This is a genomic window from Paucisalibacillus globulus DSM 18846 (assembly GCF_000482485.1).
GTDB lineage: Bacteria > Bacillota > Bacilli > Bacillales > Amphibacillaceae > Ornithinibacillus > Ornithinibacillus globulus.
The window spans coordinates 220,092-247,018 of sequence record NZ_KI519437.1 but is presented as its reverse complement, the minus strand read 5'-3'; the positions used below and the strand labels follow the sequence as shown (position 1 = coordinate 247,018).

Genomic DNA, 26,927 nt, shown 5'->3' with positions numbered 1-26,927 from the left:
TACTATCGGTGAGGGACTGACTTTCTATTTAATTACTTCTACGCCGCCCATATATGGAACAAGAACATCAGGAACTTTTACTGTTCCATCTTCTTGCTGGTAATTTTCTAAGATGGCTGCAACTGTTCGTCCTATTGCTAATCCAGATCCATTTAATGTATGAATAAATTCGGGCTTTCCATTAGCTTCTCTTCTAAAACGAACACCCGCACGTCTTGCTTGGAAGTCCTCAAAGTTAGAGCATGAAGATATTTCACGATACATATTTTGACTTGGAATCCATACTTCAATGTCATATTTCTTCGCTGCTGTAAATCCTAAATCACCAGTACACATGCTCATCACACGGTATGGTAACCCAAGTAGTTGTAATACTTTTTCTGCATGCCCTGTTAACTCCTCTAAAGTTGCATAAGAATCTTCCGGCTTAACAAATTGAACTAATTCGACTTTATTAAACTGGTGTTGGCGAATTAATCCACGAGTATCACGTCCTGCAGAACCTGCTTCTGAACGGAAATTTGCACTAAATGCTGCATATTTTTTAGGTAAATCCTCTACACGTAATATTTCATCACGGTGATAGTTGGTTACTGGGACTTCTGCTGTTGGAATTAAAAAGTAATCGGTATCAGATAGTTTAAATACATCCTCTGCAAACTTTGGTAATTGTCCCGTACCAGTCAGACTTGCTCGATTCACTATTTGTGGTGGTAACATTTCTGTGTAACCATGTACATCAGAATGTAAGTCCATCATAAAGCTCCACAGTGCACGTTCCAGTCTTGCTCCAAGTCCTTTATAAAAAACAAAGCGACTTCCAGTTACCTTACCAGCTCTTTCAAAATCAATAATGTCTAGATTTGTTGCAACATCCCAATGTGCTTGTGCTTCGTAACTAAATGAAGGAACCTTTCCCCAAATACGTGCTTCTACATTATCTTCTTCATCCTCACCAACGGGTACACTTTCATGTGGGATATTAGGAATAGATAGCATAATCGTTTCTAAAGAAGCTTCTATTTCTCTTAATTCTTCATCATATTCTTTGATTTGATCGCCTACTTCACGCATTTCTTTTATAGCCGCTTCTGCATCCTTCTTTTCCTTCTTAGCTTGAGAAATCTGCTTAGAAACTTCATTACGCTTGGCCTTTAGAATCTCCGTTTTATTAATTAATTCTCGTCGGCGGACATCTAATTCGCCAAAGTGGTCAAGTTCTGATAAATCTTCTCCACGATGTTGTAGTTTTGCTTTTACCTCTTCAAAGTTGTTACGTAAATACTTCATGTCTAACATTGGTAATTCCTCCTATTCATTTTTGAATACAAAAAACTCCCGTCCCTAGAAATAGGGACGAGAGTATTAATTCCCGCGTTGCCACCCTTGTTGAAGAGTTACCTCTTCCGGCTTAGACGTGTTAACGGTACGTAACCGGGTTTACTTACTATTGTTTCGGTAAACCAGTTCAAGGATGGATTCACAATAGGTTTTCGTCGATTCTCACCGGCCATCGACTCTCTTTGGAAAACGGTATTGTTACTATTTCCTGTCATTACTGTTGGAAATTATTTTTTAATTATTCATTATCATAGCTAATTTTTGTTTAAAGTGCAAGTATTATTCTTTACGGTGAAAAATCATAGCTTTCTGGCCGTGACCGCGGCGGGAATATACTTCGCTTTCCGCGGACGGCTGGTGAGCCTCCTCGCTCCTTCGTCGCTGTGGGGTCTCACCTATGCCTGTCCTCCCGCAGGAGTCTTCGTATATTCCCGCCGCTCGGTGCAATAAAAATTAATACTAATTACATCTAAAAAACATTAATTAAAACTTAAGAAAACCATCCTTTAACTGTATCTACTATGGATGTGAAGATTCCGCTGAAGAAGTCGCCGATTGCTCCTAGGGTTAGCATGAACCAGTTGGCTTTTTCGACGGTTTGTTCTGCGACGATGTCGACGGTTTGGGTTTTGCTGTTAAAGATGTACCCGTTATCGTCTTCACCAGTATAATCTAGTGTTGCTGTTCCAATTTTGTCGCCTTTTTTTATAGGAGCGATTACTTCTCCTTCTTTATTTAACTTATCTTTACTAATACTGTATTCAACACTATAAAGTTCTTCTTCATCTTTTTTTATTGGACTAGTGAAGGCTTCATTTGTAGAGATTTCTACTGTATCTTCTTTTCCTTTTGCAACTGGTAGCGTTTCTTTTCCTTCAAGCTGGAATCCTTTTGCAAACAGTTCTGTTTCTTCAAATTGACCGAATCCATAATCCAATAATTTTGCTGTTTGTACAAAACGAGCAGACTTACTCTCTGTTCGCATAACAACGGATATTAATCGGCTGCCATTACGTTCTGCTGTACCAGTAAAGGTATAGCCAGCAAGGCCTGTATAACCTGTCTTTAGGCCATCCATTCCTTCATAGTAAAACTGTTTTAAATAGCTTGCTTCATGTGGTAACATCCAGTTTAAGTTCTCAACCGTATATCCTTCAAAGTCATCCTCAATTCGGCTGGAAATATCAAGAGCGTGTGGATAATCTTTGATTAGATTGTATGCTAAAAGAGCAAGTGATCTAGCAGACAATAGGTTTGTTCCATTTGGATCTGTACCCTCAGGGTGGTTTTCACCTAACGTTTCATTATCAAGTCCCGATGCGTTAACAAATTTAAAATCTGGAAGACCCATTTCCTCTCCCTTTTGATTCATCTTCTTAACAAATTCCCCTTCGGAACCTGAAATTAACTCTGCAAGTGCAATGGTTGTACCGTTATCTGAGAAAATAGCCATTGCTTCATATAATTCTTTAACTGTGTAGCCTTTATCTTGTGTCAATCCTATACCTGAAAAATTAGGATTTGCTGAAATGCCGTATGCATAATCACTAATTTGAGTAGTTGTTTCCCATGTAATTTCCCCGTTTTCAATAGCTTCCAAAACAAGGTATTCCGTCATCATTTTCGTCATACTTGCTGGTGGAAGTGCCATATCAGGGTTTTTTGCAAATAACACCTTCCCTGATTCTGCATCAACTAATATAGCTGACTCAGCATCTAATTCTAAATCGGCTGCCTGTGTATTCAATGGTTGTGTTATAAATGATGTCGTTGCGATAAGTACAGCTAGAAACATCATTACTATTTTGGAATAGATCTGTTTCACTTTTTTACCTCCACCCTTATATTTTTGTATATTTTTTTAGAACACCTCTAGTATTTTACCATATATTGAAACAAAAAAATAGACAGGCATGAGCGCCCATCTATTGTTTAATCTAATCGTAATATTTACCCTTTTAAGGAGTAGTTTGGAGCTTCTTTTGTAATTTGAACATCATGTGGATGGCTTTCTTTTAAGCCAGCATTAGTAATCCGTACAAATTGTCCTTCTGTTCGCAAGGCTTCAATTGATGAAGTTCCACAGTATCCCATACCTGATCGTAATCCCCCAAGTAATTGGTGTACGGTATCAGAGAGTGGCCCTTTATAGGCAACTCTACCTTCAATTCCTTCTGGTACAAGTTTTTTCGTTTCTACTTCGCCATCTTGGAAATAGCGGTCCTTAGAGCCTGCCTTCATCGCACCAACTGAACCCATACCACGATATACTTTATATCTCCTGCCTTGATAAATTTCCATTTCACCAGGGCTTTCTGTTACACCTGCAAACATACTACCTAGCATAACAGCGTGTGCACCGGCAGCAAGAGCCTTAACAATATCACCAGAATACTTAATCCCACCATCTGCAATAACTGGGACGCCATATTCAGCGGCAGCTGTAGCACAATCGTACACAGCAGTAATTTGCGGTACCCCAACACCAGCTACGACCCTTGTCGTACAAATAGAGCCTGGTCCAATTCCAACTTTGACAATGGTAGCACCTGCTTCAATTAATGCCTTCGTTGCTTCTGCAGTAGCAACATTACCAGCGATAATATTAAGGTCAGGATAGGCTTCGCGAACTTTTTTCAATTGGTCTAATACCCCTTGAGAATGTCCATGTGCAGTATCGATAACAATAGCATCTACACCGGCATTAACTAATGCTTCAATACGAGACATAGAATCACCAGTAACACCTACTGCCGCTCCAACTAGTAACCTACCTTGTGCATCTTTTGCAGCATTTGGAAATTCAATAACCTTTTCAATATCCTTAATCGTAATTAACCCTTTAAGGACACCATGATCATCTACTAGAGGTAATTTTTCAATTTTATATTGCTGAAGAATATGTTCTGCTTCATTTAGCGTTGTTCCAACTGGTGCAGTAACAAGATTTTCACTTGTCATCACATCAGAAATTAACAACGAGTAGTCTTGAATGAAACGTAAATCACGATTCGTAATAATACCGACAAGCTTTTGTTCTTCTTCATTATTTACAATTGGTACGCCAGAGATTCTATATTTACTCATCAAATGCTCTGCAGCGAATACCTGATGCTCTGGTGTTAAGAAAAATGGATTAGTAATAACACCACTTTCTGAACGTTTTACCCGATCAACCTGTTCAGCCTGTTCTTCAATAGACATATTTTTATGAATGATTCCAAGGCCGCCTTGTCGTGCCATAGCAATCGCCATGCCAGCTTCGGTAACAGTATCCATTCCTGCACTAATTAATGGAGCATTTAGTTTTAAAGTAGGGCTTAAAGTAGTACTAAGATCGACCTCACGAGGCAAAACCTCAGATTTCGCAGGTATCAGTAATACATCGTCAAAAGTTAATCCTTCTTTCGTAAACTTATCCTTTCTCATAAAAAAATCCTCCTTTTATAATGTCAGAACTAAGGTAATAGAATAATAAAATAAATCCTGGAAAAGCTAGTACGTATATCTATTGTTATTTACAATACGCCAACCAGATGATATTTTCAATAACTGATTTACTATAATATAAAGTTTATAAATTCTAACTTTTCTTTCAAAGGGGAAGGGCGTTTTTATGCATTTCCGAGAAGAAATTCATTCATTCTATACGTATTTACAATCCCAACAAACTGCTCAAAAATATTTACTCCAATGCTATCAACAAATTAACGAGATTGAAGCCGAAAGAAAAAGCTACGAAAACTGCAATGTATTTATGTACTGTCTTAATCATGGGATGGATTACTACCATGCTGGAGACAAGTTAGACACGGTATTAAAACCTGTCATGCTATTTTATGGGATGGCCCATTTATTAAAAGCATGCTTACTTACCAAACGACCTGATTATCCAGAATCTACTTCCGTTCTTGCGCATGGTGTGTCTACTAGAAAGCGTAAAAAAAAGGATTATAGCTTTTTGGACGATGAAGTAAAGCTACAACATAAAGGACTTTTCCCATATTTTTCTGAACATCTATTTGAAATTAGTAAACTTCCATTTGAAAAAGTTACAATGAAATCTTTGCTTTGTTTAATACCAGAGCTAACTTCCTTTTTTAAGTATGAACAAAAGCAAAGTTTGGTGAAAATCGGCAACCTCTATAGTCAGACGTTAACAATCCCTAAAACAATCTGTGATGATTACCACATGACAGAAAGTGCTTTGATTAAACGCTTGGAACGCTATTTACCAGCTATTTTGGAAACGGAAAATAATTCAAATTCTATTTTACTGACTCTTAGTAAACCTATTCCTAATAATTCCGGTCCCTTTCAATTCAATAAGTGTAATGACATTTATTTACCAACAAATAGAGACTTTTTTACCCCACTATCTGAAGTTATGGTACATTACCTACTTTTATACAATCTTAGTATGTTATCTCGTTATGAGGCTGAGTGGTGGGGAGATCTTCTAGCACTAAAACCAGATGCTGATTATCCATTTATTGTAAGGTTTCTAGATATTACGCAAGAAAAGATTCCAATTACAATGGGGAAATACCTATTTAGTAGAGTGGAGGATTAGGACAAAGTTAAAACACTATTTCAAAGACACCTAAATTAAATCTGAACTTTACTTTGGTTGTACAGTAAAATTTTAGAAAAACTCACATTCGTTCGTCTTTTAACGAATGTGGTAGTTTTTCTTATGTCGGCGGAAAGTTTTTTATACTTTCCTAACTACTAAAAAAGTTGGGACAAAAAATTTGTCCCAACCGCTTACAATATTTCATCTATATGTAAATCCTGGCGATTGCTTAGTGTAATAATCTCATCATTTTCAAGTCGTAAAATTGGGCGCGTTGGCATCTTCGAATCAATAAAGACTATCTCACCTTCTTGGTTATTAGAAAGCAATACCTTTGTGCCGATAGAAAATTTTGCTATTGCATCGATAAATACTTGTACAACTCGAATATCAAGCCTACTGTATTGTTCCTTTTGTAGCTCTTCAATAACTTTAAATGGAGACTGCTTCCTGCGATATACCCGATCACTTGTCATTGCATGATAGATATCACAGACAGCAATAATTCTAGCATAACTATGAATTTTATCCTTTGATAAGCCAAGTGGATAGCCGCTTCCATCCATTCGCTCATGATGCTGCAGAACAGCTAGCTTTACGGTGTATGGAATAGAAGAAATATGTTCAACCATTCGATATGTATAGGTTGGATGTTTCCTAATCTCTATTTTTTCCTCATTCGTCAATGAACCTACCTTTTTAAAGGCAAACTCTCCTAGCCTTGCCATCCCAGCATCACTTAATAATCCAGCAATACCAATCTGGAACCATTCTCCTTTTTGGTATCCAAGTTTTTTACCTAAATAAGCACTTAATATGGAAACAGAAACACAATGATGATAAAAGTAATCATCTTTAGTTGCAAATTGATGCAATTTGTACACAGATAAGGCGATATCATCCATACGATCTATTAACGGTAAGATAAGATTACGAACAGCCAAGCTATCAATATTTATATTTCTTCTCCATGAATCGAATAGCTTTTTATATTCGTTAACGACATGATGATAATGATCCTTAAAAGATAACTCTGTAACATCAACAACTTTTTCATTACTTGGACTTGGACGCTCTACTTTTTCATTGTCGTTTACATGCTGAGGTTGAAATGGTGTACCATTTTTGAGTCGCTCCGAAACATCAACGTGTTCAATCAAAAATTTATGTAATACCATAATATGTTCAGCAGTTAATATCGTTTTTTGTGGAATAATTGGCTTGCTTGTCTTTCCCTTTACATCACGTAAAAGTACACAACCTGGAACTAATTGAGATGGCGATACACGCATTTTGTCCCCTCCCTATGATGAAGAAGGTGACGATGAAAGATTATTCTTTTCACCCTCACCTTGTTTATTTCTTATTCCTCTTCTGTTTCTACTTCCACTTGCTCCGTTGATTCTTCTACATTAGTAGATTCTACTTCTACTTCTACTTCTTCTTCATCCTCATGTTCAATTATCGCTACTGTTGCTACTTCTTCATCCTCTTGTAGACGAATTAAGCGAACACCTTGGGTATTTCTTCCTGTCTGGGATATACCTTCAACCGGAATACGAATTAACACACCTGCTGCAGTAATTAGCATCAGGTCCTCGTCGCCTTTTACTGCCTTAACAGAAACAACATGCCCTGTCTCATCTGTTAACTTCGCTGTGAAAATTCCTTTACCACCACGGTTTGTAATACGATACTGATCTTCAGGAGTACGTTTACCGAGACCTTTATTGGTAACATGAAGAATTTGTAATCCACTATCTAAGATTTCCATTGAGACGACTTCATCATCATCTCGTAATGAGATACCACGAACACCAGCTGCTGTTCTTCCCATCAATCTTACTTGCTCCTCAGGGAAACGAATCAGTGAACCATGTTTCGTTGCAATCATTATATCCTTTGTACCATCTGTTAGACGAACAGACATTAGCTCATCATCTTCCCGTAAGCCAAGGGCAATTAAGCCACCTTTACGGATATTAGCAAATTGTGAAAGACTTGTACGTTTTGAAATACCTTTTTTCGTCGTAAAGAAGAAGTTCCAATCCTCACTAAATTCACTAACTGAAATGACAGCATTAATCCACTCTTCTTTTTCAATCTGTAGAAGGTTGATGATTGGTAGTCCTTTTGCAGTACGACTGAACTCTGGAATCTCATAGCCTTTAACTTTATAAACTTTTCCTTTATTCGTAAAGAACAGGATTGTATCATGAGTTGTTGTGGAAATAAGATGTTCAACAAAGTCATCTTCATGAGTTCCCATTCCTTGTATACCACGTCCACCACGCTTTTGAACACGATATGTAGAAGAAGGTAATCGTTTAATATAGCCTTTATGTGTAAGAGTAATAACAATGTTTTCTACTGGAATTAGGTCCTCATCCTCGAAGAAGTCTGCACCACCAGCGCCAATCTCTGTACGTCTTTTATCTCCGTACTTCTCTTTTATTTCTTCTAATTCTTCACGGATAATTTCAAGAACTTTTTCTTCATCGGCAAGAATTGCTTTTAATTCTTCAATTAGTTTTTGAAGTTCATTATATTCATTTTCAATCTTTTCACGTTCTAATCCAGTTAAGCGTTGTAGCCTCATGTCAAGGATTGCTTGTGCTTGCTTTTCAGATAACTTAAAGCGAGTCATTAGTCCTTCACGGGCAATATCTGCTGTTTTCGAGTTACGAATTAAGGCGATAACCTCATCCAAATGATCCAGAGCAATTCGTAAGCCTTCTAAAATATGTGCTCTAGCTTCTGCCTTTTTCAACTCAAAAGCAGTACGACGTCTAATGATTACTTTTTGGTGATCCAAATAGTGCACTAGACATTCCTTAATATTTAGCACTTTTGGAATACCATTTACAAGTGCTAAGTTGTTCACACCGAAAGTCGTTTGTAATGATGTATATTTATATAAATTATTTAGAACCACATTGGCATTTGCATCACGGCGTAATTCCATAACAATACGCATACCATTACGATCTGATTCATCACGTAGATCTGTTATACCTTCTACACGTTTATCACGGACTAATTCAGCTATTTTTTCAATTAATCTAGCCTTATTAACCTGATATGGTAATTCTGTTACAAGTATTGTGGCTTTTCCATTTGATTTTTCCTCAATTTCAACCCTAGCACGAACCGTAATCGAACCTCTACCAGTTTCATAGGCTCTACGAATACCGCTACGACCTAAAATAATTCCTGCAGTAGGAAAGTCTGGTCCTGGCAAATGGTTTTCCATAATCTCGTCAATTGTAATCTCAGGGTCCTTACTAACGGCTAATACGGCATCAATTGTTTCCCCTAGATTATGAGGAGGAATGTTAGTAGCCATCCCTACAGCGATTCCAGATGCTCCATTAACTAGAAGGTTAGGAAAACGAGCAGGAAATACTACTGGTTCTCTTTCAGAACCATCATAGTTATCCTGAAAGTCTATCGTGTCCTTATTAATATCACGGAGTAATTCCATTGAGATCTTAGACATTCTAGCTTCTGTATAACGCATCGCCGCTGCTGAGTCACCATCGACGGAACCAAAGTTACCATGTCCATCAACTAATGGATTACGATAACTAAAAGGCTGTGCCATACGTACCATTGCTTCGTATACCGCAGAGTCACCATGTGGGTGATACTTACCGATAACTTCCCCTACAATACGAGCAGACTTTTTATATGCCTTATCAGAATGCATACCTAAATCATTCATAGCATATAATATTCTTCGATGAACAGGTTTCATACCGTCTCTTACATCTGGTAATGCACGAGATACGATAACACTCATCGCGTAGTCTAAAAAGGATGTACGTACTTCTTGGCTTATATTAATTTCTTGTACACTTCGACGTTCCTGATCCGCCATAGATTTAAACCTCCTGATTGTGTCAAAGACTAACTTTCGCTTATGTTAGTCAGACACATGTTTAGAAAAACTCGCCACAATCGCCTCTCGATTTTATCGCTTGGAGTGCCTCTCTTTAGAGTAATCTTTACAATACGGCAAGCGATCCTTTGCTAGTTTTTCTATACGTGTGTGAAAGATGTTTATACTTTCCTAACTACCTAAAAACGAGTAATATTTTATCTTTTAACTTTTAATAACTTATCGTTAAATATCTAAATTCTTAACATACTGGGCATTTTCTTCAATGAAATGACGACGCGGTTCTACCTTGTCACCCATTAACATATCAAATACATGGTCCGCTTCAATTGCGTCAGATAATTCTACCTGTAGCAATGTTCGATTTTCAGGGTCCATTGTTGTCTCCCAAAGTTGTTCCGCATTCATTTCTCCAAGACCTTTGTAACGCTGTAGACCAGGCTTAGGTGCTTGTGGTAATCTAGCCAAAATTTGCTCTAGCTCTTTGTCATCATAAGCATAATGAACAGCTTTACCTTGCTGAACTTTATAAAGTGGTGGCTGAGCAATATAAACGTAACCATGTTCGATTAATGGTCGCATAAATCGGAAAAAGAATGTTAAAAGTAATGTTCGAATATGTGCACCATCCACATCGGCATCAGTCATAATAACAATTTTATGGTATCTTGCCTTTGAAATATCAAAGTCATCACTTATACCCGTTCCAAGAGCGGTAATCATAGAACGTACTTCATTATTGGACAAAATACGATCTAATCGTGCTTTTTCAACGTTTAGAATCTTACCTCTTAATGGCAAAATTGCTTGGAAGTGTCTGTCGCGACCCTGTTTTGCGGAACCACCCGCAGAGTCTCCCTCAACAATATACAGTTCACTAATGGATGCATCCTTTGAGGAACAGTCAGCCAACTTACCTGGAAGATTGGAAATTTCTAAAACTCCCTTTCTTCTAGTTAAATCACGGGCTTTCTTTGCTGCAGCACGGGCACGAGATGCCATTAAGCCTTTTTCTACTATTATCTTTCCTACAGTAGGGTTCTCGAATAAGAATTTAGCAAACAACTCACTAAACACTGAATCTGTAATTGCACGAACTTCACTATTTCCTAGTTTTGTTTTTGTTTGCCCTTCAAATTGGGGGTCTGGATGTTTGATAGACACAATCGCAGTAATTCCTTCACGAACATCGTCACCCGTTAAATTAGTTTCACTTTCTTTTATTAGATTACTTTTACGTGCATAATCATTTATTACACGTGTTAAGCCTGTCTTAAATCCAGACTCATGTGTTCCGCCCTCATACGTATGAATATTATTGGCAAAGGAGAAAATATTGCTATTAAAACCATCGTTATACTGGATTGCCACTTCCACAGCAATTCCCTGGTCTTCTCCTTCCGCATAAAAAGGCTCGTGAAGAACTTCCTTATTACGGTTAATAAACTCTACATATTCACCAATTCCACCTTCATAGTGGAAAGATTGAGGTTCTTCACCAGTACGCTTATCTTCAATTGTGATTCGGATTCCTTTATTTAGGAATGCTAGTTCACGTACACGTTGAACTAATGTGTCTAAATCATATGTCGTAGTTTCAGTAAAAATCTCTGGATCAGGAGTAAAATGAACCGTTGTTCCAGTGCGATCTGTTTCACCAATAACTTCTAGGTCTTTGACCTTATCACCACGTGAAAAGCCAATATGATGCACTTTTCCATCGAGATGTACATACACATCTAAATTAGTTGACAGTGCGTTTACTACAGAGGCACCAACACCATGTAGTCCACCAGAAACTTTATATCCGCCACCGCCAAATTTACCACCAGCGTGTAGGACAGTCATAATAACTTCAACAGCAGGTTTACCAGTCTGTTTCTGAATATCTACTGGTATACCACGTCCATTATCCTTAACCGTAATACTATTATCCTCTTCAATAATTACCTGAATATGGTCACAGTATCCCGCTAGTGCTTCATCAATACTATTATCAACGATTTCCCATACTAAATGGTGCAGTCCCTTTTCACTAGTGGAACCAATATACATCCCAGGTCTTTTACGGACTGCTTCTAACCCTTCTAATACCTGGATCTGATCGGCATTATATGACTCTTCTGTTTTTACGTTTTCTTCCATTGCCATTTTCCCACCTACATTCCATTTGAATTATTCAAGCTCTAAGTCACTTGAATAATCATCAAGTTTACTTATTGTTGACATGATACTTGCTCGTTTCTTTAATGTTGCAACAGACAATGTGCTCAAATACAATTGGTTATTCGTAATCACAACTGCTTTTGCATCCTCTACTGGTCCAATAATGATAGCTTGATTGGCTGTCATCATTTCATCCATAATAGTGGATGATGAAATAATATTATAATCAATAATGGAAACAATATCTTTTGACCTTATAACATTTTCATTTCCAATGTGAATAAACAATTTTTACTCCCCCATCTACATACAATTCCCTAAGAGATGACCATTCCATCTTGAACTCTAAAAATTTCTGCCTTTTCCAAGGTACTATGATGAATTCCATCTACACTTGTCGTAGAAACAAAGGTTTGGACTTTCCCTTGAATTGTATTTAAAAGATGTGACTGCCTATAGTCATCCAATTCACTTAAAACATCGTCTAAGAGGAGGATTGGATATTCTCCTACTTCACTGTAAATAAGATCAATTTCAGCTAACTTTACGGACAAAGCCGTTGTACGTTGTTGACCTTGGGATCCATATGTTTGAACATTTTTCCCATTTACGTAAAAGTGGATATCATCTCGATGAGGTCCATAAAGTGTTGTTCCACGTTCAATCTCTTTATCAATAGATTGCTCAAACTTCTCTTGAAAACTACTTTCTATTTTCTCCTTAGACGCACCTTCTAATACTTCTATCGTTGCTTGGTACTCAATTTCAAGTTCTTCTAATTGATGGCTTATCCCATGATGAATTGGCTTTGCCCATTTTCTTAGCAGTTCTAAGAAGGCAAAGCGTCGTTCTAAAATAGTGCTTGCATGTTCAATTAGTTGCTCTGTTAAGACGCTGAGCATCATACGATTTATACTTCGGTCTCTTTGCATTTGCTTTAATAAGTGATTCCGCTGCTTTAATACCTTTTGAAACTGTCCAAGGTGATATATATACCTAGGTTGAATTTGTCCTAGTTCCATATCAATAAACCTTCTACGTACATTCGGAGGCCCTTTGACTAAGGTCAAGTCTTCAGGGGCAAACATGACAACATTTAAGTTCCCAATATAATCACTTAGTTTTCTTTGTTCTAAATGATTTAACTTTGCTTTTTTTCCTTTTCCGGATATAACTATTTCCAGTGGAATGGAGGTCTTGCGCTTTTCGACTCTACCTTCTATTTTAGCATATTCCTCGTCCCAACGGATTAATTCTTTTTCTTTAGAGGTTCGATGTGACTTGGTAAATGCGAGAAGATAAATGGCTTCCATTAGATTTGTTTTACCTTGTGCATTTTCTCCAATAATGACATTTACTTTATCATCGAATTCAATATTCAAGGTTTTATAATTCCGGTAATTTGTTAATTTTAATTCTTTAATATGCATGTGCATTCCTCATTTAGGAACTAATCTTTTTTTACAACAACGAAAGATCCAGCACCTTCAATTTCAACAACATCGTTTGGATAGAGTTTTCTCCCGCGACGATGTTCTAATTCTCCATTAACAACAGCTCCTATATCTTGTAAATATGCTTTTACCATACCACCTGACTCTAGTACGTTAGTGAGCTTTACAAGTTGGCCGAGTGTAATATAGTCCGTGTTAATTTCAATAGTTGTATGCAATTTCATCACCGATTCCTGATTGTTTTTTAGAAATAATCGCTTATAACCATTTTACTAAAGTTTTTGCTTGAAGGAAAGGTAAGACCCTTAAAAAGAGGTTAAAACGTTTGTATGGGGTTAAAAATGCTTTTTATTGGTATGAAAAAAGACTTTTATCGCTCGGGTTTGTGATAAAAGTCTTTTTTTAGTTTTCTTGCCATGTCCACGTCGTAAAGGGTTATCCTTTTCCTACAGCTGCAGAATTCTAATATGTTCTTACCGGTAGGATTAGTTGGAGCATGGTTGGGTCGTTTATTGGGCGGATGATGAATGGTCTCATAGCGCCTGTGAAGTCGACTTTTACTTCGTCTACTTCCATTACCTTTAGAGCATCTAGCATATATTTTGAACTGAAGGAGATTTTTAGTTCTTCACCTTCGATTGATTGAACAGCTAATTCTTCTGATACGTGTCCTACTTCTGGAGAATTACTTGTAATTTCCAAAATATTACCGTTCAGAGTTGTTAATTTAACCACATTATTTCTTTCTTCCCTAGCAAGTAGAGATGCACGGTCAATACTACTTATTAAATCTTTTGTTTTTACGTGAAGAACTGTTTTACTTTGTTCTGGAATTAGTCTAGATGTTTCTGGATAGTTTCCGTCTAGAATACGAGATAAGAAGTTTAAGTGTTTCGTACGGAATAAAATCTGATTATTAGTGACACTTATTTCCACTGTTTCTTCTGTATCATCTAGAATTTTATTTAGTTCATTTAAACTTTTACCAGGGACTACAATACTCCCGAATTGTACATTGGATGATGAAACAGGTACTTCTCTAGCTGCTAAGCGGTGGCTATCCGTAGCAGTAAACGTCAATTTATTATCCACAAGTGAAAGGTTAACACCCGTTAAGATTGGACGTGTTTCCATAGAAGAAACAGCAAATACTGTTTGTTTAATTAAGCTTTTTAGTAAATCAATTGGAAGTTCAAAACTCTCATCCGTTTGTAATTTAGGAAGTTGTGGATATTCATCAGCATCTTGGCCATTTAAATTAAATTCAGCTTTCCCAGAACGAATGGTTACCTTTAAATTTTCATCAGCCACAATTTCTACGTGCTGTTCTGGTAATTTACGTACGATATCAGGGAAATATTTGGCCTGTAAAACAATACTACCTTCTTCAATATCTTCTACATTTACCATACCGTTCTCTTCAGCGGGGATATAAGACTCAATGGAAATATCGGAATCACTACCTGTTAAGGTTATCCCATGATGCCTTACTTCTATCTTCATCCCCGTTAGAATCGGTATAGCGGTTCTAGAAGAGATAGCTTTCATTACATCTTGTACACTATCAATTAATAGATCACGTTGAATCGTAAATTTCATGAATAAATCCTCCAATGGAAGTTCTATATATTTATTATTTTTATAAAGATTTTATAGTAATAATAGTAATAGGGGCTGTGATTATGTGGATAACCGTAACGAACACAGATGGTATATAGTTATCCACATGTGAATAAAGTGTTTGTAAGTATGCACCCCTTATCCACGATATTAACAGGTGGATAACTCTAAAGAGATTTCAATTCTTGTTTAATTTCTTCAATTTCTCGTGCCAGTAAAGAGTCATTTTCAACTAATCGAGCAATTTTTTCATGAGCATGGATAACAGTTGTATGATCACGCCCTCCAAATTCCTCACCAATTTTAGGAAGAGATAAATCCGTTAATTCTCTAGATAAATACATGGCGATTTGACGTGGGAATGCAATCGATTTTGTTCGTTTCTTAGCAAGGAAATCCTCTTTTTTGACATTATATTTCTCACCAACTACTTCCATAATGGCGGGAATAGTAATAACTCGAGGTTTGTTATTTGGAATAATGTCTTTTAATGCATCTGCTGCAAGGGAAGCATCAATATCTCGGTTAACAAGCGATGAATAGGCAACAACGCGAATTAACGCACCTTCAAGTTCACGAATGTTGGTATCAATCTGGTTTGCAATATAAAGCATAACCTCGCTTGGAATATCAAGCCCTTCTGCTTTTGCCTTTTTGGTTAGAATTGCGATTCTCGTTTCTAAATCTGGTGGTGTAATGTCCGTAATAAGGCCCCATTCAAATCTAGAACGTAACCGATCCTCAAGCGTTGGTATTTCCTTAGGTGGCCGGTCACTTGAGATAATAATTTGCTTATTTTCCTCATGTAGTGCATTGAATGTATGGAAAAATTCTTCCTGTGTTGATTCTTTACCAGCAATGAATTGGATATCATCGATTAGTAGGACATCTACACTACGGTACTTATTGCGGAAATTTGCTGTTTTATTTTCCATAATGGCATCAATAAACTCATTCGTGAATTTCTCTGAAGAAAGATAAACAACTTTGGCATTTTTATTATGTTCTAATACATAATGTCCAATAGCATGCATTAAGTGAGTTTTCCCTAATCCTACGCCACCATAAATAAATAGAGGGTTGTATGCTTTAGCTGGTGCTTCAGCTACTGCCAGTGAAGCTGCATGAGCAAATCTGTTTCCAGACCCAATAACAAACGTATCGAAGGTGTACTTAGGATTTAGCATGGTTTTACCATCATGTACATCATTTATTGGTGGTTTTTGTTTTGGTTTAGGCTTGTTGTCTTCTTCAATAATCGTATCCAAAACAATTAGTTTTAAGTTTAATTTTGCACCAGTTACTTCAAGTAATACTTTTTGAATGAGTTGGGAGTATTGTTCTTCTAACCAATCTCTTGCAAATTCATTTGGTGCTGTTATCGTTAATGTGCTTCCTTCTAATGATTCTGCTTTTGTATCTTTAAGCCATGTATCAAAGCTAGGCTTACTTATCTTTTCTTCAATTTTTTCAAGCGTAGCTAACCATAAATCATGGATATTTTCCAATTCATGACCCCCCTTCAAATTAGATAATTAATTAGCCAAAATTAAGAATAAAAAACCTCTCTCTATCTTTTCTAGTAAGAAAGTATAAAAACTTTCAAATACGATTTCTCGTAGCATAAAATTGCTAGTTAAATCATAAAGATGGAAAGGTAAGTAATCTATTTTTGTAGTTAGGAAAGTATAGGAACTTTCCGCATGTATAGAAAAAACAAACACATTCACTTTGGATGATACGAATGTGCGTTTTTCTAACGTTTTTTTACCATAACTATATAAAATAGTTAAGAATGATTGTGGATAATTAAGGTCAACTCTACTAAGTGTTAAAATGAGTTATGCGCAGATTAGATGAAATTGTGGATAATATATAAAAACAAGTTGTGAATTAATGTCCACAGGATATCCACAGTTTGTGAATAACTTTTAATAGTTAGTTGCTTATTAACATGTTAAAACACAACTATGATACCAAAAAAATGGTAGGTTTGCAATGCCTTTTCGACACTTATCCACAATATCCATCTGTTGTAGACAATTTTTATACACACCACCATATTTTGTGATTAACCTGTCGACAAATGCTGTGGACAATAAAAAATGATATAAAAAATAATAAACAGGGGATGTGGATAATTAAATTTGTGTAGTAAGAGAGGAAATATGACTACTTTTTTTATTGTGGATAGTTCTGTTGTTTTTGCTTTCTATAATTTTGAATTGATGGAAACTGCGCGGTAACTAATATCAACTTTCCTCACTCTAATGAGAAGAGAGTGGTAAAGTGCTATGTTAGTGCTCCAGCAGAATACTCCGCTTTCCACGGGCACGGCCTCAGCCTCCGTTGCGGAAAGAGCACCGCTGCGGGGTCTTCGGACACGTGCTATTCCCGTAGGACAAATGTTTTCGGTGGGGCGAGTAATCGCAGTCCCAAGGAAGGCTTCGTCAGCAAGGCATCGCACGAAGAAAATCGGTTTTTATTTTCGAGGAGTCTCCGTATTCTGCCTACGCTAATTTAATTTTCTAATTATGATATAGTTGTTAAACATAATTACAAGAAATTAAGTGCATTTATTAGTGATTAATATACACTAGCTCCGGAAATACACGGAGACTCCTATGGGAGGATAGGCATAGGTGAGACCCCGCAGCAACGAAGGAGTGAGGAGGCTCAACAGCCGCCTTAGGATGCGCGAAGTGTATTTCCGGAGCGGGTACGATACGCTACCAAAAATTATTAGTTACCGCACAGTCTATACAAAGTATGAAATTGACAATATGGTTACAGCTGTCTTATGGAGTGAGAATGAATGAGAAAAGTGGATGTAATTATTTTGTGAGTTGTCTTATCAGTAATAAAGGGATGGCAACGGAGGGGATCCTTTATTCAGAAGATAGGAATTCAATGGAAAAAATGCGATACCGCAGTGTTGAATTATCAGTATGGACAAGGAAAAATACACTTCATTATAAGAGTAATATTTCAAAATCAAGTTGACGATAAAAAAATTTTTCTGTATAATGACAAAGACTGTCTAAGGATTAGTTTATTTGTTAGGAAAGTGATATCTTTCCCGCCTGCAATAGTTGTAGGCATTCACAATTGTTTAAAAGCTCAGGCCAATGGCCAAGTTTTGTAAAAATAGATCCCCCTTAGGAGGTGCAGCATAAATGAAAAGAACGTTTCAACCTAATAACCGTAAACGTAGTAAAGTACATGGCTTTCGCGCACGTATGAGCACAAAAAACGGCCGTAAAGTTTTAGCTCGTCGTCGTCGTAAAGGAAGAAAAGTATTATCTGCATAGGCCACTGAAACCATCAGTGGTCTTTTTTTGCAAAAAAGAAAGTTTAAAAACTTATTTTACCGATTTACGTTTTTTATTACTATAAATAGATAATATAATAATTATATAGTTAGAATAAACTTTAAAGCAGTGGTTCAAAATGGTAAAAGGTCCATTGCTTTTTGTTTTTACATATGAATTGGATTTATATTTTTCTAAATGTAGATTAATGGGAAATATGGTTAATCGCGACAGGTGATCAATGATGAAGAAAGAATTTCGTGTGAAAGATAATAAGGAATTTCAAGGTATCTTTAAAAAAGGGAAGTCCTTTGCGAACAGGCAGTTAGTTATTTATTATATGAAGAAAGAAAATCAAAATCATTTTAGAGTGGGCTTATCCGTTAGCAAAAAGATTGGAAATGCTGTGGTAAGAAATAGGATTAAAAGATATATTCGTCAGGCATTTCATGAATTAGAAAAGGATATTAAGCCAACTTATGATTTTATCATTATTGCTAGACAGCCTACGAAGGATTTGGAATTCTTTGAAGTAAAAAAGAGCTTAACCCATTTATTGTCGAAAGAAAGACTATTAAATAAAAGGTAAAGTTTGAGATAAGAATAGAATCTAGCGAGTGTTTATTGTAAAATATGTGTTATATACGTCTTTTAGTGAAAGCGATTTTTTTCGTTTGGACTAGTTAGGAGGAAAAGGATTTGCGTAAGAAGTTATTTTTAATAGTGTTACTAATAGGATTGGTTGTTTTCTTATCAGGTTGTACTGAAATTAAAGAACCAATCACACCGGAAAGTGAAGGAATTTGGAATGAATATTTCGTATATCCGTTATCATGGTTAATCATTTATTTCGCTGATTTATTTAATGAAAACTTTGGACTAGCTATTATTTTGGTGACAGTAATCATTCGTACTTTATTACTTCCACTTAATATTAAGCAATTAAAAAGTTCAAAAGCAATGCAAGATATTCAGCCTGAATTAAAAGAATTGCAGGCAAAATATAGCTCAAAAGATGCTAATACACAGCAAAAATTACAGCAGGAAACGATGGCATTATTCCAAAAGCATGGTGTAAATCCACTTGCAGGATGTTTACCGATCTTTGTTCAAATGCCAATTTTACTTGGAATTTATCATGCAATTATGCGTACGGATGCAATTGATGGTCATTCATTCTTATGGTTCCCATTAGATGAAAAAGACTTTATTCTTCCATTTATCGCAGGGGTAACAACTTTCTTGCAACAAAAATTAATGATGGGTGGAAGTCCAGCAGCAAATAACCCACAAATGACAGTAATGCTGTATATGATGCCAATTATGATTACTGTATTTGCGTTTATGTTCCCAGCTGCATTAGCACTATACTGGGTCATTGGTAACCTATTTATGATTGCACAAACGATCTTTATTCGTAAACCAATGATGAAAGATAATACTGGAGGAGACAAAAAGTGAGAGAAGTAACTGCTACCGGACAAACAGTTGATGAAGCGGTCCAATCAGCACTAGAGCAGTTAAACACATCCAGGGACCAAGTACAAGTTACGATTATTGATGAAGGTAAAAAAGGGATTCTAGGAGTATTCGGAGCCAAACGAGCAATTGTAAAGGTAACGTTGGCTAAGAATCCAATCAAAGAAGCAGAAAAGTTTATCCTAGATGTTGTCAAAAACATGAATGTAGATGTTGAGGTGACAACTGCTGTAGAAGATAAGCATGTAACCTTTGATTTAGCTGGAGAAAAGATCGCGTTATTAATTGGAAAACGTGGGCAAACGTTAAATGCATTACAGTATTTAACACATCTAGTAGTCAATAAAGAAGGAAATAAATATTATACCGTTACAATAGATGCTGAAGGCTATAGAGGTCGCCGTAAGGAAACTCTAGAAGGTCTAGCATTACGAATGGCTGAAAAGGCTAAGCGAATGAATAAGAAGGTCGCATTAGAACCAATGCCAGCTTATGAACGAAAAATAATTCATAGTGTCTTACAGGATAAAGAAGATGTTTCCACTTATTCTGACGGAGTAGAGCCACACCGTCACGTAGTTATAAAACCATAATCGAAATAAATGAAGCCTCTGGTTAAATCAACCAGAGGTTTTTTGTATGATTTTAACTATAAGTTCCATAATAACTAATAATGTGTATGTAAAGGGGAGTGTTCAGTGGAACAGTTTTATGGGGCAGTTTTTGAAGGAGAAATAGAACATAAGGGATTTTACTTAACCCAGGTTAAAAATATAACCACTGGATCCTCATTATCTGTTAATCAATTAATGAAAATGGCAGCATATTTAGGTGCACAGACGGATTCATGCACGATAACGGTTAATGATCAAATACCATTATTGTTAAGTGTAAGAGATATTAAAGACCTTCTAACGGATGTAGAAAGTATATTAGGAAAAATAAATTAGCTAGAAAGAAAGGTGAGAATGATGGATAAAAACAAAAGAACGAATTCAAATGAAGTGGCAGAAATGAACTACGATGCTGCTGGATACAAAAGTAGTAATCTAGTTGAAAAAGGTTTAGCAACAACTCATGAACAGGCGACAGATGCCTATACGGAGGGGACCGTTGATGCAAAACTAGATCAGTTAGATGAACAGGGCGAGTTAAGAACTTATCATGGCGAAGATATAAAAGAATAGACTATGATAAAGTATAATTTCGTGTCCTGCTATTGAGGTTTAAGATTTTATCTATATTATATTGTTTCGCATCGGCGATTCATCGCTTTTTCTACCCAAACAACGTATAATAAGTGAAGCAGAAGAAGAATTCGTTTTTCCTCTAGTTAAAAAAAGAGGTGCAATGACTTGAAACAGTTTGAAACAGTATTACCAGAGCAATACGAAGCATTAAAAAAACAGGCCAATTATACGTCTAGCTGGCGAGAGCGTTTGGACGCAGTTGAGAAGTTATCAGCTTTTCAACACGACAAAGTTGTCGATTTATTAAGAAATCGTATGCAGCATGATAAAGTCTATAAGGTGCAGCTAGCAGCTTATGAGGCACTTGTAGCGTTTGGTGAGGAAGAAGAGAAACCAGCACCTGCACGATTTGATATTATTAAAGGTACAGATAAGATTTTCCTACGCGTGAAAAAAAGCTTACCGGAAAATCACACTGTGGTAGACTTTGCTGATAAGCTAAAGCGTATGCGTTTAGATGTCTTTGATGCGTATGAAGGTGACAAAGGTAAACAATTCATGGACTGGTTAGAGGAACGTTGGGTAAAACTATAATCAGTAGATTGATGATTATAAGTTAAACGGTCATTCTCTCGATAGTCGAGGGGTTGGCTTGAACATGTTATAGAAAAGTGAAAGGGGTATAGAGAAGTTTTTTCTCTGTACCCCTTTCTATACATTTACCTATGCTATAAAAGCAGCCATTCTTTTTGTAAAGGTTATTAAATTTACCAACTTATATTTTTTTTACATTTTTACTCTTTTCAATAGCTATAGTTGCTCCAAACAGAATGAGAACAAAAATAACTAAAGAGATTGGAAATAGACTCATATGGAAACGTTGAAACACTACTCCTAATAACGGAGGGAATATGGTAATACCAACATAACCAAAAGCTACTTGTAACCCAATAATTGCACCCGAGTTCCTTTCTCCAAACCTTCTAGGGGTTTCGTGCATCATGGTTGGAAAGATTGCGGCACAACCAAGACCAATTAGTAAAAATCCAGCGTACAGCATGCTTCCTTTTCCAATAGCAACGGTGATAATTCCTATTAGAAGGGTGATTTGACTAAATATCAACAACTTTTGGTTAGTTAGCCAAAAGGTAATAAATCCGGAAAAAATCCTTCCTACCGTTATACTTGCAAAGAATATGGATACTATAAAACTAGCGGTTGCGGCAGACAACGACTTCAGTTCAATTAAATAACTGCTCCCCCACAAAAAAATGGTTCCTTCTAAACCAACATAAAACACAAAAGATACGAGTGATAATACAACACCTGTTTGTTTCCATACAGATCGAAAGGACACGGTACTTTCATCAGATTTTTTAGATGTTTTTTGTTCATTTTTCTTCCACAGTGGGAGGGAAAATAGGAGTAAAAAAACTAATGTCAGCTGAATGCTACCAATAATTAAATAACCATTTCGCCAAGAAAAGTGGTTATTTAAAACAACCCCCATAATAATTGGCCCTAACGTTGCCCCAACTCCCCAAAAAGCATGCAACCAGTTCATATGATGTGCCTTTAAGTTGGCTGCCACATAGTCGTTCACTGAGGTGTCAATAGCACCAGATCCAAAACCTAAAGGAAGTGCTGCAACTATTAATAAAAAGAAATTTTGTGTAAGCGCAAATCCGATTAATCCAATCGAAGTAAGTAATACACTGCCTAATATCAACTTGCCCGTTCCTATTTTTTGAGTGATTCGGATAGTTTGTAAACTAGATATCACCGTACAAATTGCAATTGTCATTGAAATTATCCCAACTGCACTGTATGCAACATGAAATTCTCCCACCATCTTTGGCCAAGCCACTCCTAAAAGAGAATCAGGTAAACCTAAACTGATATAAGTTGCATAAATTATGAATAGAAAAGTTAAATTACGCACAGATTGCCTCCATTATTTGCATCAGTATACGATTCAGACGATAAAACAAAGTCTGTGTGATTTTTAGTTAGCATCTTACATTATACCAAAAATCGGAAATTGACAGTGCATTTTCTCGTTACTTCAATAAACGCTCTACTATTTTATGGAAGCATTAATGGTTTAAAGTTCAATATGGGGAATAGTATTGTGGATAAACAAAAAAGTTTACATGTGTAAACTTATCCACATGTTAATAAGTTATAAAAATAAAAAGGTATTTTTGTGTTGTGGATAAGTTTATTTTTGCTAGAAATTGTGTTATTCTATTAAGTTAGTGACGGAAAAAAATCGTTGCTAATAAAATGTGGATAAAAAATTGTCATTATATATAGATTGAAAAATGATAGTGGAGGTGAAAAGAATGTTTGATACAGAAACGATTACTGCAATATCTACCCCAATAGGTGAGGGAGCAATTTCGATTGTACGTTTAAGTGGAAGTGATGCGATTGAAATAACTTCAAAGATATATAAAGGGAAAGATTTGCAAGAGGTGGAGTCCCATACCATTCATTATGGAAAGATTATTGATCCGGAAACGAATGAAGTAGCAGAAGAAGTAATGGTGACGGTCATGCGTGGTCCAAAGACATTTACACGTGAAGATGTAGTAGAAATCAATTGCCATGGTGGACTTGTATCTGTTAATCGAGTACTCGAGATTGTTTTAAACCAAGGTGCACGACTAGCAGAACCTGGTGAATTTACAAAACGTGCTTTTTTAAATGGAAGAATTGATCTATCCCAAGCAGAAGCGGTAATGGACCTAATACGTGCAAAGACAGATAAAGCAATGAATGTTGCTTTAAAGCAAATGGATGGTCGTCTGTCATCGTTAATAAAAAAGTATCGACAGTCTCTTTTAGAAACAGTTGCGCACGTTGAGGTTAATATTGATTACCCAGAATATGATGATGTGGAAGAAATGTCACATGAAATGATGCGTGTAAAAACGAAAGAAGTTCATGCGGAAATTGAGGAACTGTTAAGTGTAGCAAAGCAAGGAAAAATATTGCGTGAGGGAATTGCAACTGCTATTATTGGACGTCCAAATGTTGGAAAGTCTTCACTACTAAATGCATTAGTACAAGAGAATAAAGCAATTGTTACAGATATCCCTGGTACAACAAGGGATATTATTGAGGAATACGTGAATGTAAGAGGTATTCCATTACGCTTGATTGATACTGCGGGTATTCGTGAAACGGAAGATGTTGTGGAACGAATTGGGGTGGAGAGATCCCGACAAGCATTAAAAGAAGCAGATTTAATTTTACTTGTCTTAAATAATAATGAAGAGTTAACAGAAGAGGATTTACGGCTACTCGAAGTTGTAAAAGGTCTTGAATACATTGTTATTATTAATAAAACAGATTTAAACCAAAAATTAGATGTTGAAAAAGTAAGAGATTTAGTAGAAGATAAAAGAATCGTTTCCACTTCTTTATTAAAAGAGGAGGGAATTGGTGAATTGGAATCGGCTATTGCGGATTCTTTCTTTGCTGGTGAAATTGATTCTGTTGATTTAACCTATGTCTCCAATGCTAGACATATTCAATTATTAAAACAAGCAAAGCAGGCTTTAGAAGATGCGATGGATTCCCTTGATATGGGAATGCCACTTGATATTGTACAAATAGATGTAACAAGAACGTGGGAGTTTTTAGGCGAGATTATTGGCGATACTGCTAGCGATAGTTTAATCGACCAGCTATTTTCACAGTTCTGTTTAGGCAAGTAAAATAGCTTTCTGGCCAAAACCGCGGCCCGAATACACTCCGCTTTCCATGGGCGGCTGCTGAGCCTCCTCGTGCTTCGCACTGTGGGGTCTCACCGATGCCTGTCCTCCCATAGGAGTCTCCTTGTATTCGGGCCGCTCAGAGTGATGATAATATTTACCTTTTACAAAATAAAATGCAATAAGCACTATAAATTATATAAAGAAGAAAGGAATGAATAGTATGGTATATGATGCGGGGCGTTATGATACGATTGTTATCGGTGCGGGGCATGCTGGTGTTGAGGCTGGTCTTGCTGCGGCGAGAATGGGTGTTAAGACATTAATGCTTAGCTTGAACCTGGATATGATTGCTTTTATGCCATGTAATCCATCAATTGGTGGTCCGGCTAAAGGGATCGTTGTTCGTGAAATTGATGCCTTAGGTGGGGAAATGGCTAAGACAATTGATAAGTCTTATATTCAAATGCGTATGCTAAACACAGGAAAAGGCCCTGCGGTTCAAGCATTACGAGCACAAGCAGATAAGCCTGTTTATATAAAAGAAATGAAACAAGTTCTAGAAAACCAAGAAAATCTTACCCTTCGTCAAGGTATGGTAGATGAACTTATTGTCGAAAATGGTGTATGTAAAGGTGTTATTACAGAAACTGGGGCAGCATACCGGGCAGAAACAGTTATTATAACAACTGGAACGTTCATGCGTGGTAAAGTTCTAATGGGCGATTTAGAGTATGAAAGTGGGCCTAATAACCAACGTCCTTCCCTTAAATTATCTGAAAACCTTGAGAAGCTAGGCATAGAATTAATTCGATTCAAGACTGGTACACCACCACGTGTTAATAGTCATACGATTGATTACTCTAAGACTGAAATTCAACCAGGAGACGATAAGCCTCAAGGGTTTTCTTATGAAACAAAAGAATTTATTATGGATCAAATACCTTGTTGGTTAACCTATACGAATGAATTTACTCATCAAGTAATTAATGACAATTTAGGACTTTCAGCAATGTATTCTGGTGCAAAACGTGGTACTGGTCCTCGTTATTGTCCATCGATTGAGGATAAAATTGTTCGGTTCCATGATAAGCCTCGTCATCAGGTTTTCCTTGAACCAGAAGGAAGAGATACGGAAGAAGTTTATGTGCAAGGTCTATCTACTTCATTACCAGAATCGGTTCAACATGAAATTGTTCGTTCTGTTCCAGGGTTAGAAAATGCTGAAATAATGCGCCCTGGTTATGCGATTGAATATGATTCTATCGTTCCAACACAACTTTGGCCAACACTTGAATTAAAAGAAATTCCTGGACTATTTAGTGCAGGTCAGATTAATGGTACGTCAGGATATGAAGAAGCGGCTGCACAAGGAATTATGGCAGGAATTAACGCTGCTGCAAAAGTTCTTGGGAAAGATCCAGTTATTTTAGACCGTTCTCAAGCTTATATTGGTGTATTAATAGATGATTTAGTAACAAAAGGTACAAAAGAACCTTATCGTCTCTTAACATCACGAGCAGAATACCGTTTATTATTACGTCATGATAATGCAGATTTGCGTTTAACAGATATTGGTTATCAATTAGGCTTAATTTCAGAAGAACGTTATCAAGCGTTTGACATGAAGAAACAATTAGTAGAAGACGAGAAAAAACGTTTACGTAAAATTTCAATTAAACCAACACCAGAAGTTCAACGTATGTTAGAGGGAGCAAATGCAACCCCACTTAAAGAGCCTATGAAAGCTTATGATTTACTAAAACGTCCAGAATTAAACTATAGTTCAATTGAATCCGTCATAGAGAAAGTAGAAAACCTTCCTACTGATGTAAAAGAACAAGTAGAAATACAAATTAAGTATGAGGGGTATATTAAAAAAGCGAATGAACAAGTAGAACGCATGCTTAAAATGGAAGATAAAAAGATTCCAGAGGACATTGACTATGAGGCAATTAGTGGTCTTGCAACGGAAGCAAGGCAAAAGTTGAAATTGGTTCAACCGTTATCCGTTGGTCAAGCTTCACGTATCTCAGGCGTAAATCCAGCTGATATTTCTATTTTGTTAGTGTATATCGAACATGGAAGAATAGCTAAACTTGCCAACTAAATACAAAATATAAATATAAGGGTCAGTCTCCTGAATAGGAGTCTGACCTTCTCTACA

The 26,927-nt window shown here is 36.5% G+C and carries 22 protein-coding genes and 1 other annotated feature; of the genes, 10 read left to right on the top strand and 12 right to left on the bottom strand.

The annotated features are described in order from the left end of the window. Positions 1-24: 24 nt before the first annotated feature. The 3 genes from serS to guaB all read right to left on the bottom strand — a co-directional run bounded on the left by serS (position 25) and on the right by guaB (position 4,770). Positions 25-1,299: a serine--tRNA ligase gene (serS, locus tag K332_RS0116615; protein ID WP_026908486.1), complete on the bottom strand. Its 1,275-nt coding sequence runs from the start codon at positions 1,297-1,299 to the stop codon at positions 25-27. Between the two features lie 50 nt (positions 1,300-1,349). Continuing rightward, positions 1,350-1,565, bottom strand: a binding site (T-box leader). 266 nt (positions 1,566-1,831) lie between these two features. Next, a complete protein-coding gene (locus tag K332_RS0116610; RefSeq protein WP_026908485.1) occupies positions 1,832-3,166 on the bottom strand; it encodes a D-alanyl-D-alanine carboxypeptidase family protein in 1,335 nt (444 codons plus the stop codon). Between the two features lie 125 nt (positions 3,167-3,291). Then, positions 3,292-4,770, bottom strand: a complete 1,479-nt coding sequence (gene guaB / locus K332_RS0116605; protein ID WP_026908484.1) for an IMP dehydrogenase — start codon at positions 4,768-4,770, stop codon at positions 3,292-3,294. Positions 4,771-4,957: 187 nt separating this feature from the next. Between guaB and K332_RS0116600 the strand changes: the two genes are divergently transcribed. Beyond that, complete coding sequence (locus tag K332_RS0116600) at positions 4,958-5,914, top strand: YaaC family protein (protein WP_026908483.1); 957 nt, start codon at positions 4,958-4,960, stop codon at positions 5,912-5,914. 194 nt (positions 5,915-6,108) lie between these two features. Here K332_RS0116600 and K332_RS0116595 read toward each other — a convergent pair whose 3' ends face one another. The 8 genes from K332_RS0116595 to dnaA all read right to left on the bottom strand — a co-directional run bounded on the left by K332_RS0116595 (position 6,109) and on the right by dnaA (position 16,566). After that, positions 6,109-7,209 (bottom strand): HD-GYP domain-containing protein, encoded by a 1,101-nt coding sequence (locus tag K332_RS0116595; RefSeq protein ID WP_026908482.1) that lies wholly within the window; start codon positions 7,207-7,209, stop codon positions 6,109-6,111. A 71-nt stretch (positions 7,210-7,280) separates the two neighbouring features. Then, a complete protein-coding gene (gene gyrA, locus K332_RS0116590; protein ID WP_026908481.1) occupies positions 7,281-9,797 on the bottom strand; it encodes a DNA gyrase subunit A in 2,517 nt (838 codons plus the stop codon). 246 nt (positions 9,798-10,043) lie between these two features. After that, positions 10,044-11,969: a DNA topoisomerase (ATP-hydrolyzing) subunit B gene (gene gyrB / locus K332_RS0116585; RefSeq protein WP_026908480.1), complete on the bottom strand. Its 1,926-nt coding sequence runs from the start codon at positions 11,967-11,969 to the stop codon at positions 10,044-10,046. Positions 11,970-11,993: 24 nt separating this feature from the next. Next, on the bottom strand, positions 11,994-12,272 hold the full coding sequence (remB, locus tag K332_RS0116580) for an extracellular matrix regulator RemB (protein ID WP_026908479.1): 279 nt from the start codon (positions 12,270-12,272) through the stop codon (positions 11,994-11,996). Between the two features lie 29 nt (positions 12,273-12,301). Continuing rightward, positions 12,302-13,414, bottom strand: coding sequence for a DNA replication/repair protein RecF (gene recF, locus K332_RS0116575; protein WP_026908478.1), 1,113 nt, complete (start codon positions 13,412-13,414; stop codon positions 12,302-12,304). A 20-nt stretch (positions 13,415-13,434) separates the two neighbouring features. After that, positions 13,435-13,656, bottom strand: a complete 222-nt coding sequence (yaaA, locus tag K332_RS0116570; RefSeq protein WP_026908477.1) for a S4 domain-containing protein YaaA — start codon at positions 13,654-13,656, stop codon at positions 13,435-13,437. A 244-nt stretch (positions 13,657-13,900) separates the two neighbouring features. Then, on the bottom strand, positions 13,901-15,037 hold the full coding sequence (dnaN, locus tag K332_RS0116565) for a DNA polymerase III subunit beta (protein WP_026908476.1): 1,137 nt from the start codon (positions 15,035-15,037) through the stop codon (positions 13,901-13,903). Between the two features lie 188 nt (positions 15,038-15,225). Further along, complete coding sequence (gene dnaA, locus K332_RS0116560) at positions 15,226-16,566, bottom strand: chromosomal replication initiator protein DnaA (protein ID WP_026908475.1); 1,341 nt, start codon at positions 16,564-16,566, stop codon at positions 15,226-15,228. Between the two features lie 1,668 nt (positions 16,567-18,234). On the opposite strand from dnaA, the gene rpmH reads away from it, so the two are divergent. From rpmH to K332_RS0116515, 7 genes are all read left to right on the top strand, one after another. Further along, entirely contained in the window at positions 18,235-18,369 is a 135-nt protein-coding gene (rpmH, locus tag K332_RS0116545) for a 50S ribosomal protein L34 (RefSeq protein ID WP_026908473.1), read from the top strand. Between the two features lie 244 nt (positions 18,370-18,613). Continuing rightward, complete coding sequence (gene rnpA / locus K332_RS0116540; protein ID WP_026908472.1) at positions 18,614-18,958, top strand: ribonuclease P protein component; 345 nt, start codon at positions 18,614-18,616, stop codon at positions 18,956-18,958. 110 nt (positions 18,959-19,068) lie between these two features. After that, positions 19,069-19,830, top strand: coding sequence for a YidC family membrane integrase SpoIIIJ (gene spoIIIJ, locus K332_RS0116535; RefSeq protein ID WP_026908471.1), 762 nt, complete (start codon positions 19,069-19,071; stop codon positions 19,828-19,830). After that, the gene (gene jag, locus K332_RS0116530) at positions 19,827-20,441 is read left to right on the top strand and encodes an RNA-binding cell elongation regulator Jag/EloR (protein ID WP_026908470.1); all 615 of its coding nucleotides are present in this window, start codon (positions 19,827-19,829) and stop codon (positions 20,439-20,441) included. Before spoIIIJ ends, jag begins: the two co-directional genes overlap by 4 nt. A gap of 105 nt (positions 20,442-20,546) precedes the next feature. After that, on the top strand, positions 20,547-20,798 hold the full coding sequence (locus K332_RS0116525) for a hypothetical protein (RefSeq protein WP_026908469.1): 252 nt from the start codon (positions 20,547-20,549) through the stop codon (positions 20,796-20,798). Positions 20,799-20,819: 21 nt separating this feature from the next. Continuing rightward, positions 20,820-21,035 carry a YozQ family protein gene (locus K332_RS0116520; RefSeq protein ID WP_026908468.1) on the top strand — a complete coding sequence of 72 codons (216 nt, stop codon included), beginning with the start codon at positions 20,820-20,822 and terminating at the stop codon, positions 21,033-21,035. A 168-nt stretch (positions 21,036-21,203) separates the two neighbouring features. After that, positions 21,204-21,632: a HEAT repeat domain-containing protein gene (locus tag K332_RS0116515; RefSeq protein ID WP_026908467.1), complete on the top strand. Its 429-nt coding sequence runs from the start codon at positions 21,204-21,206 to the stop codon at positions 21,630-21,632. A 181-nt stretch (positions 21,633-21,813) separates the two neighbouring features. On the opposite strand, the gene K332_RS0116510 is transcribed toward K332_RS0116515, so the two are convergent. Further along, complete coding sequence (locus K332_RS0116510; protein ID WP_026908466.1) at positions 21,814-22,980, bottom strand: MFS transporter; 1,167 nt, start codon at positions 22,978-22,980, stop codon at positions 21,814-21,816. Positions 22,981-23,383: 403 nt separating this feature from the next. On the opposite strand from K332_RS0116510, the gene mnmE reads away from it, so the two are divergent. Then, a complete protein-coding gene (mnmE, locus tag K332_RS0116505) occupies positions 23,384-24,763 on the top strand; it encodes a tRNA uridine-5-carboxymethylaminomethyl(34) synthesis GTPase MnmE (protein ID WP_026908465.1) in 1,380 nt (459 codons plus the stop codon). A 220-nt stretch (positions 24,764-24,983) separates the two neighbouring features. After that, complete coding sequence (gene mnmG / locus K332_RS0116495) at positions 24,984-26,870, top strand: tRNA uridine-5-carboxymethylaminomethyl(34) synthesis enzyme MnmG (RefSeq protein WP_026908464.1); 1,887 nt, start codon at positions 24,984-24,986, stop codon at positions 26,868-26,870. Positions 26,871-26,927 lie beyond the last annotated feature (57 nt).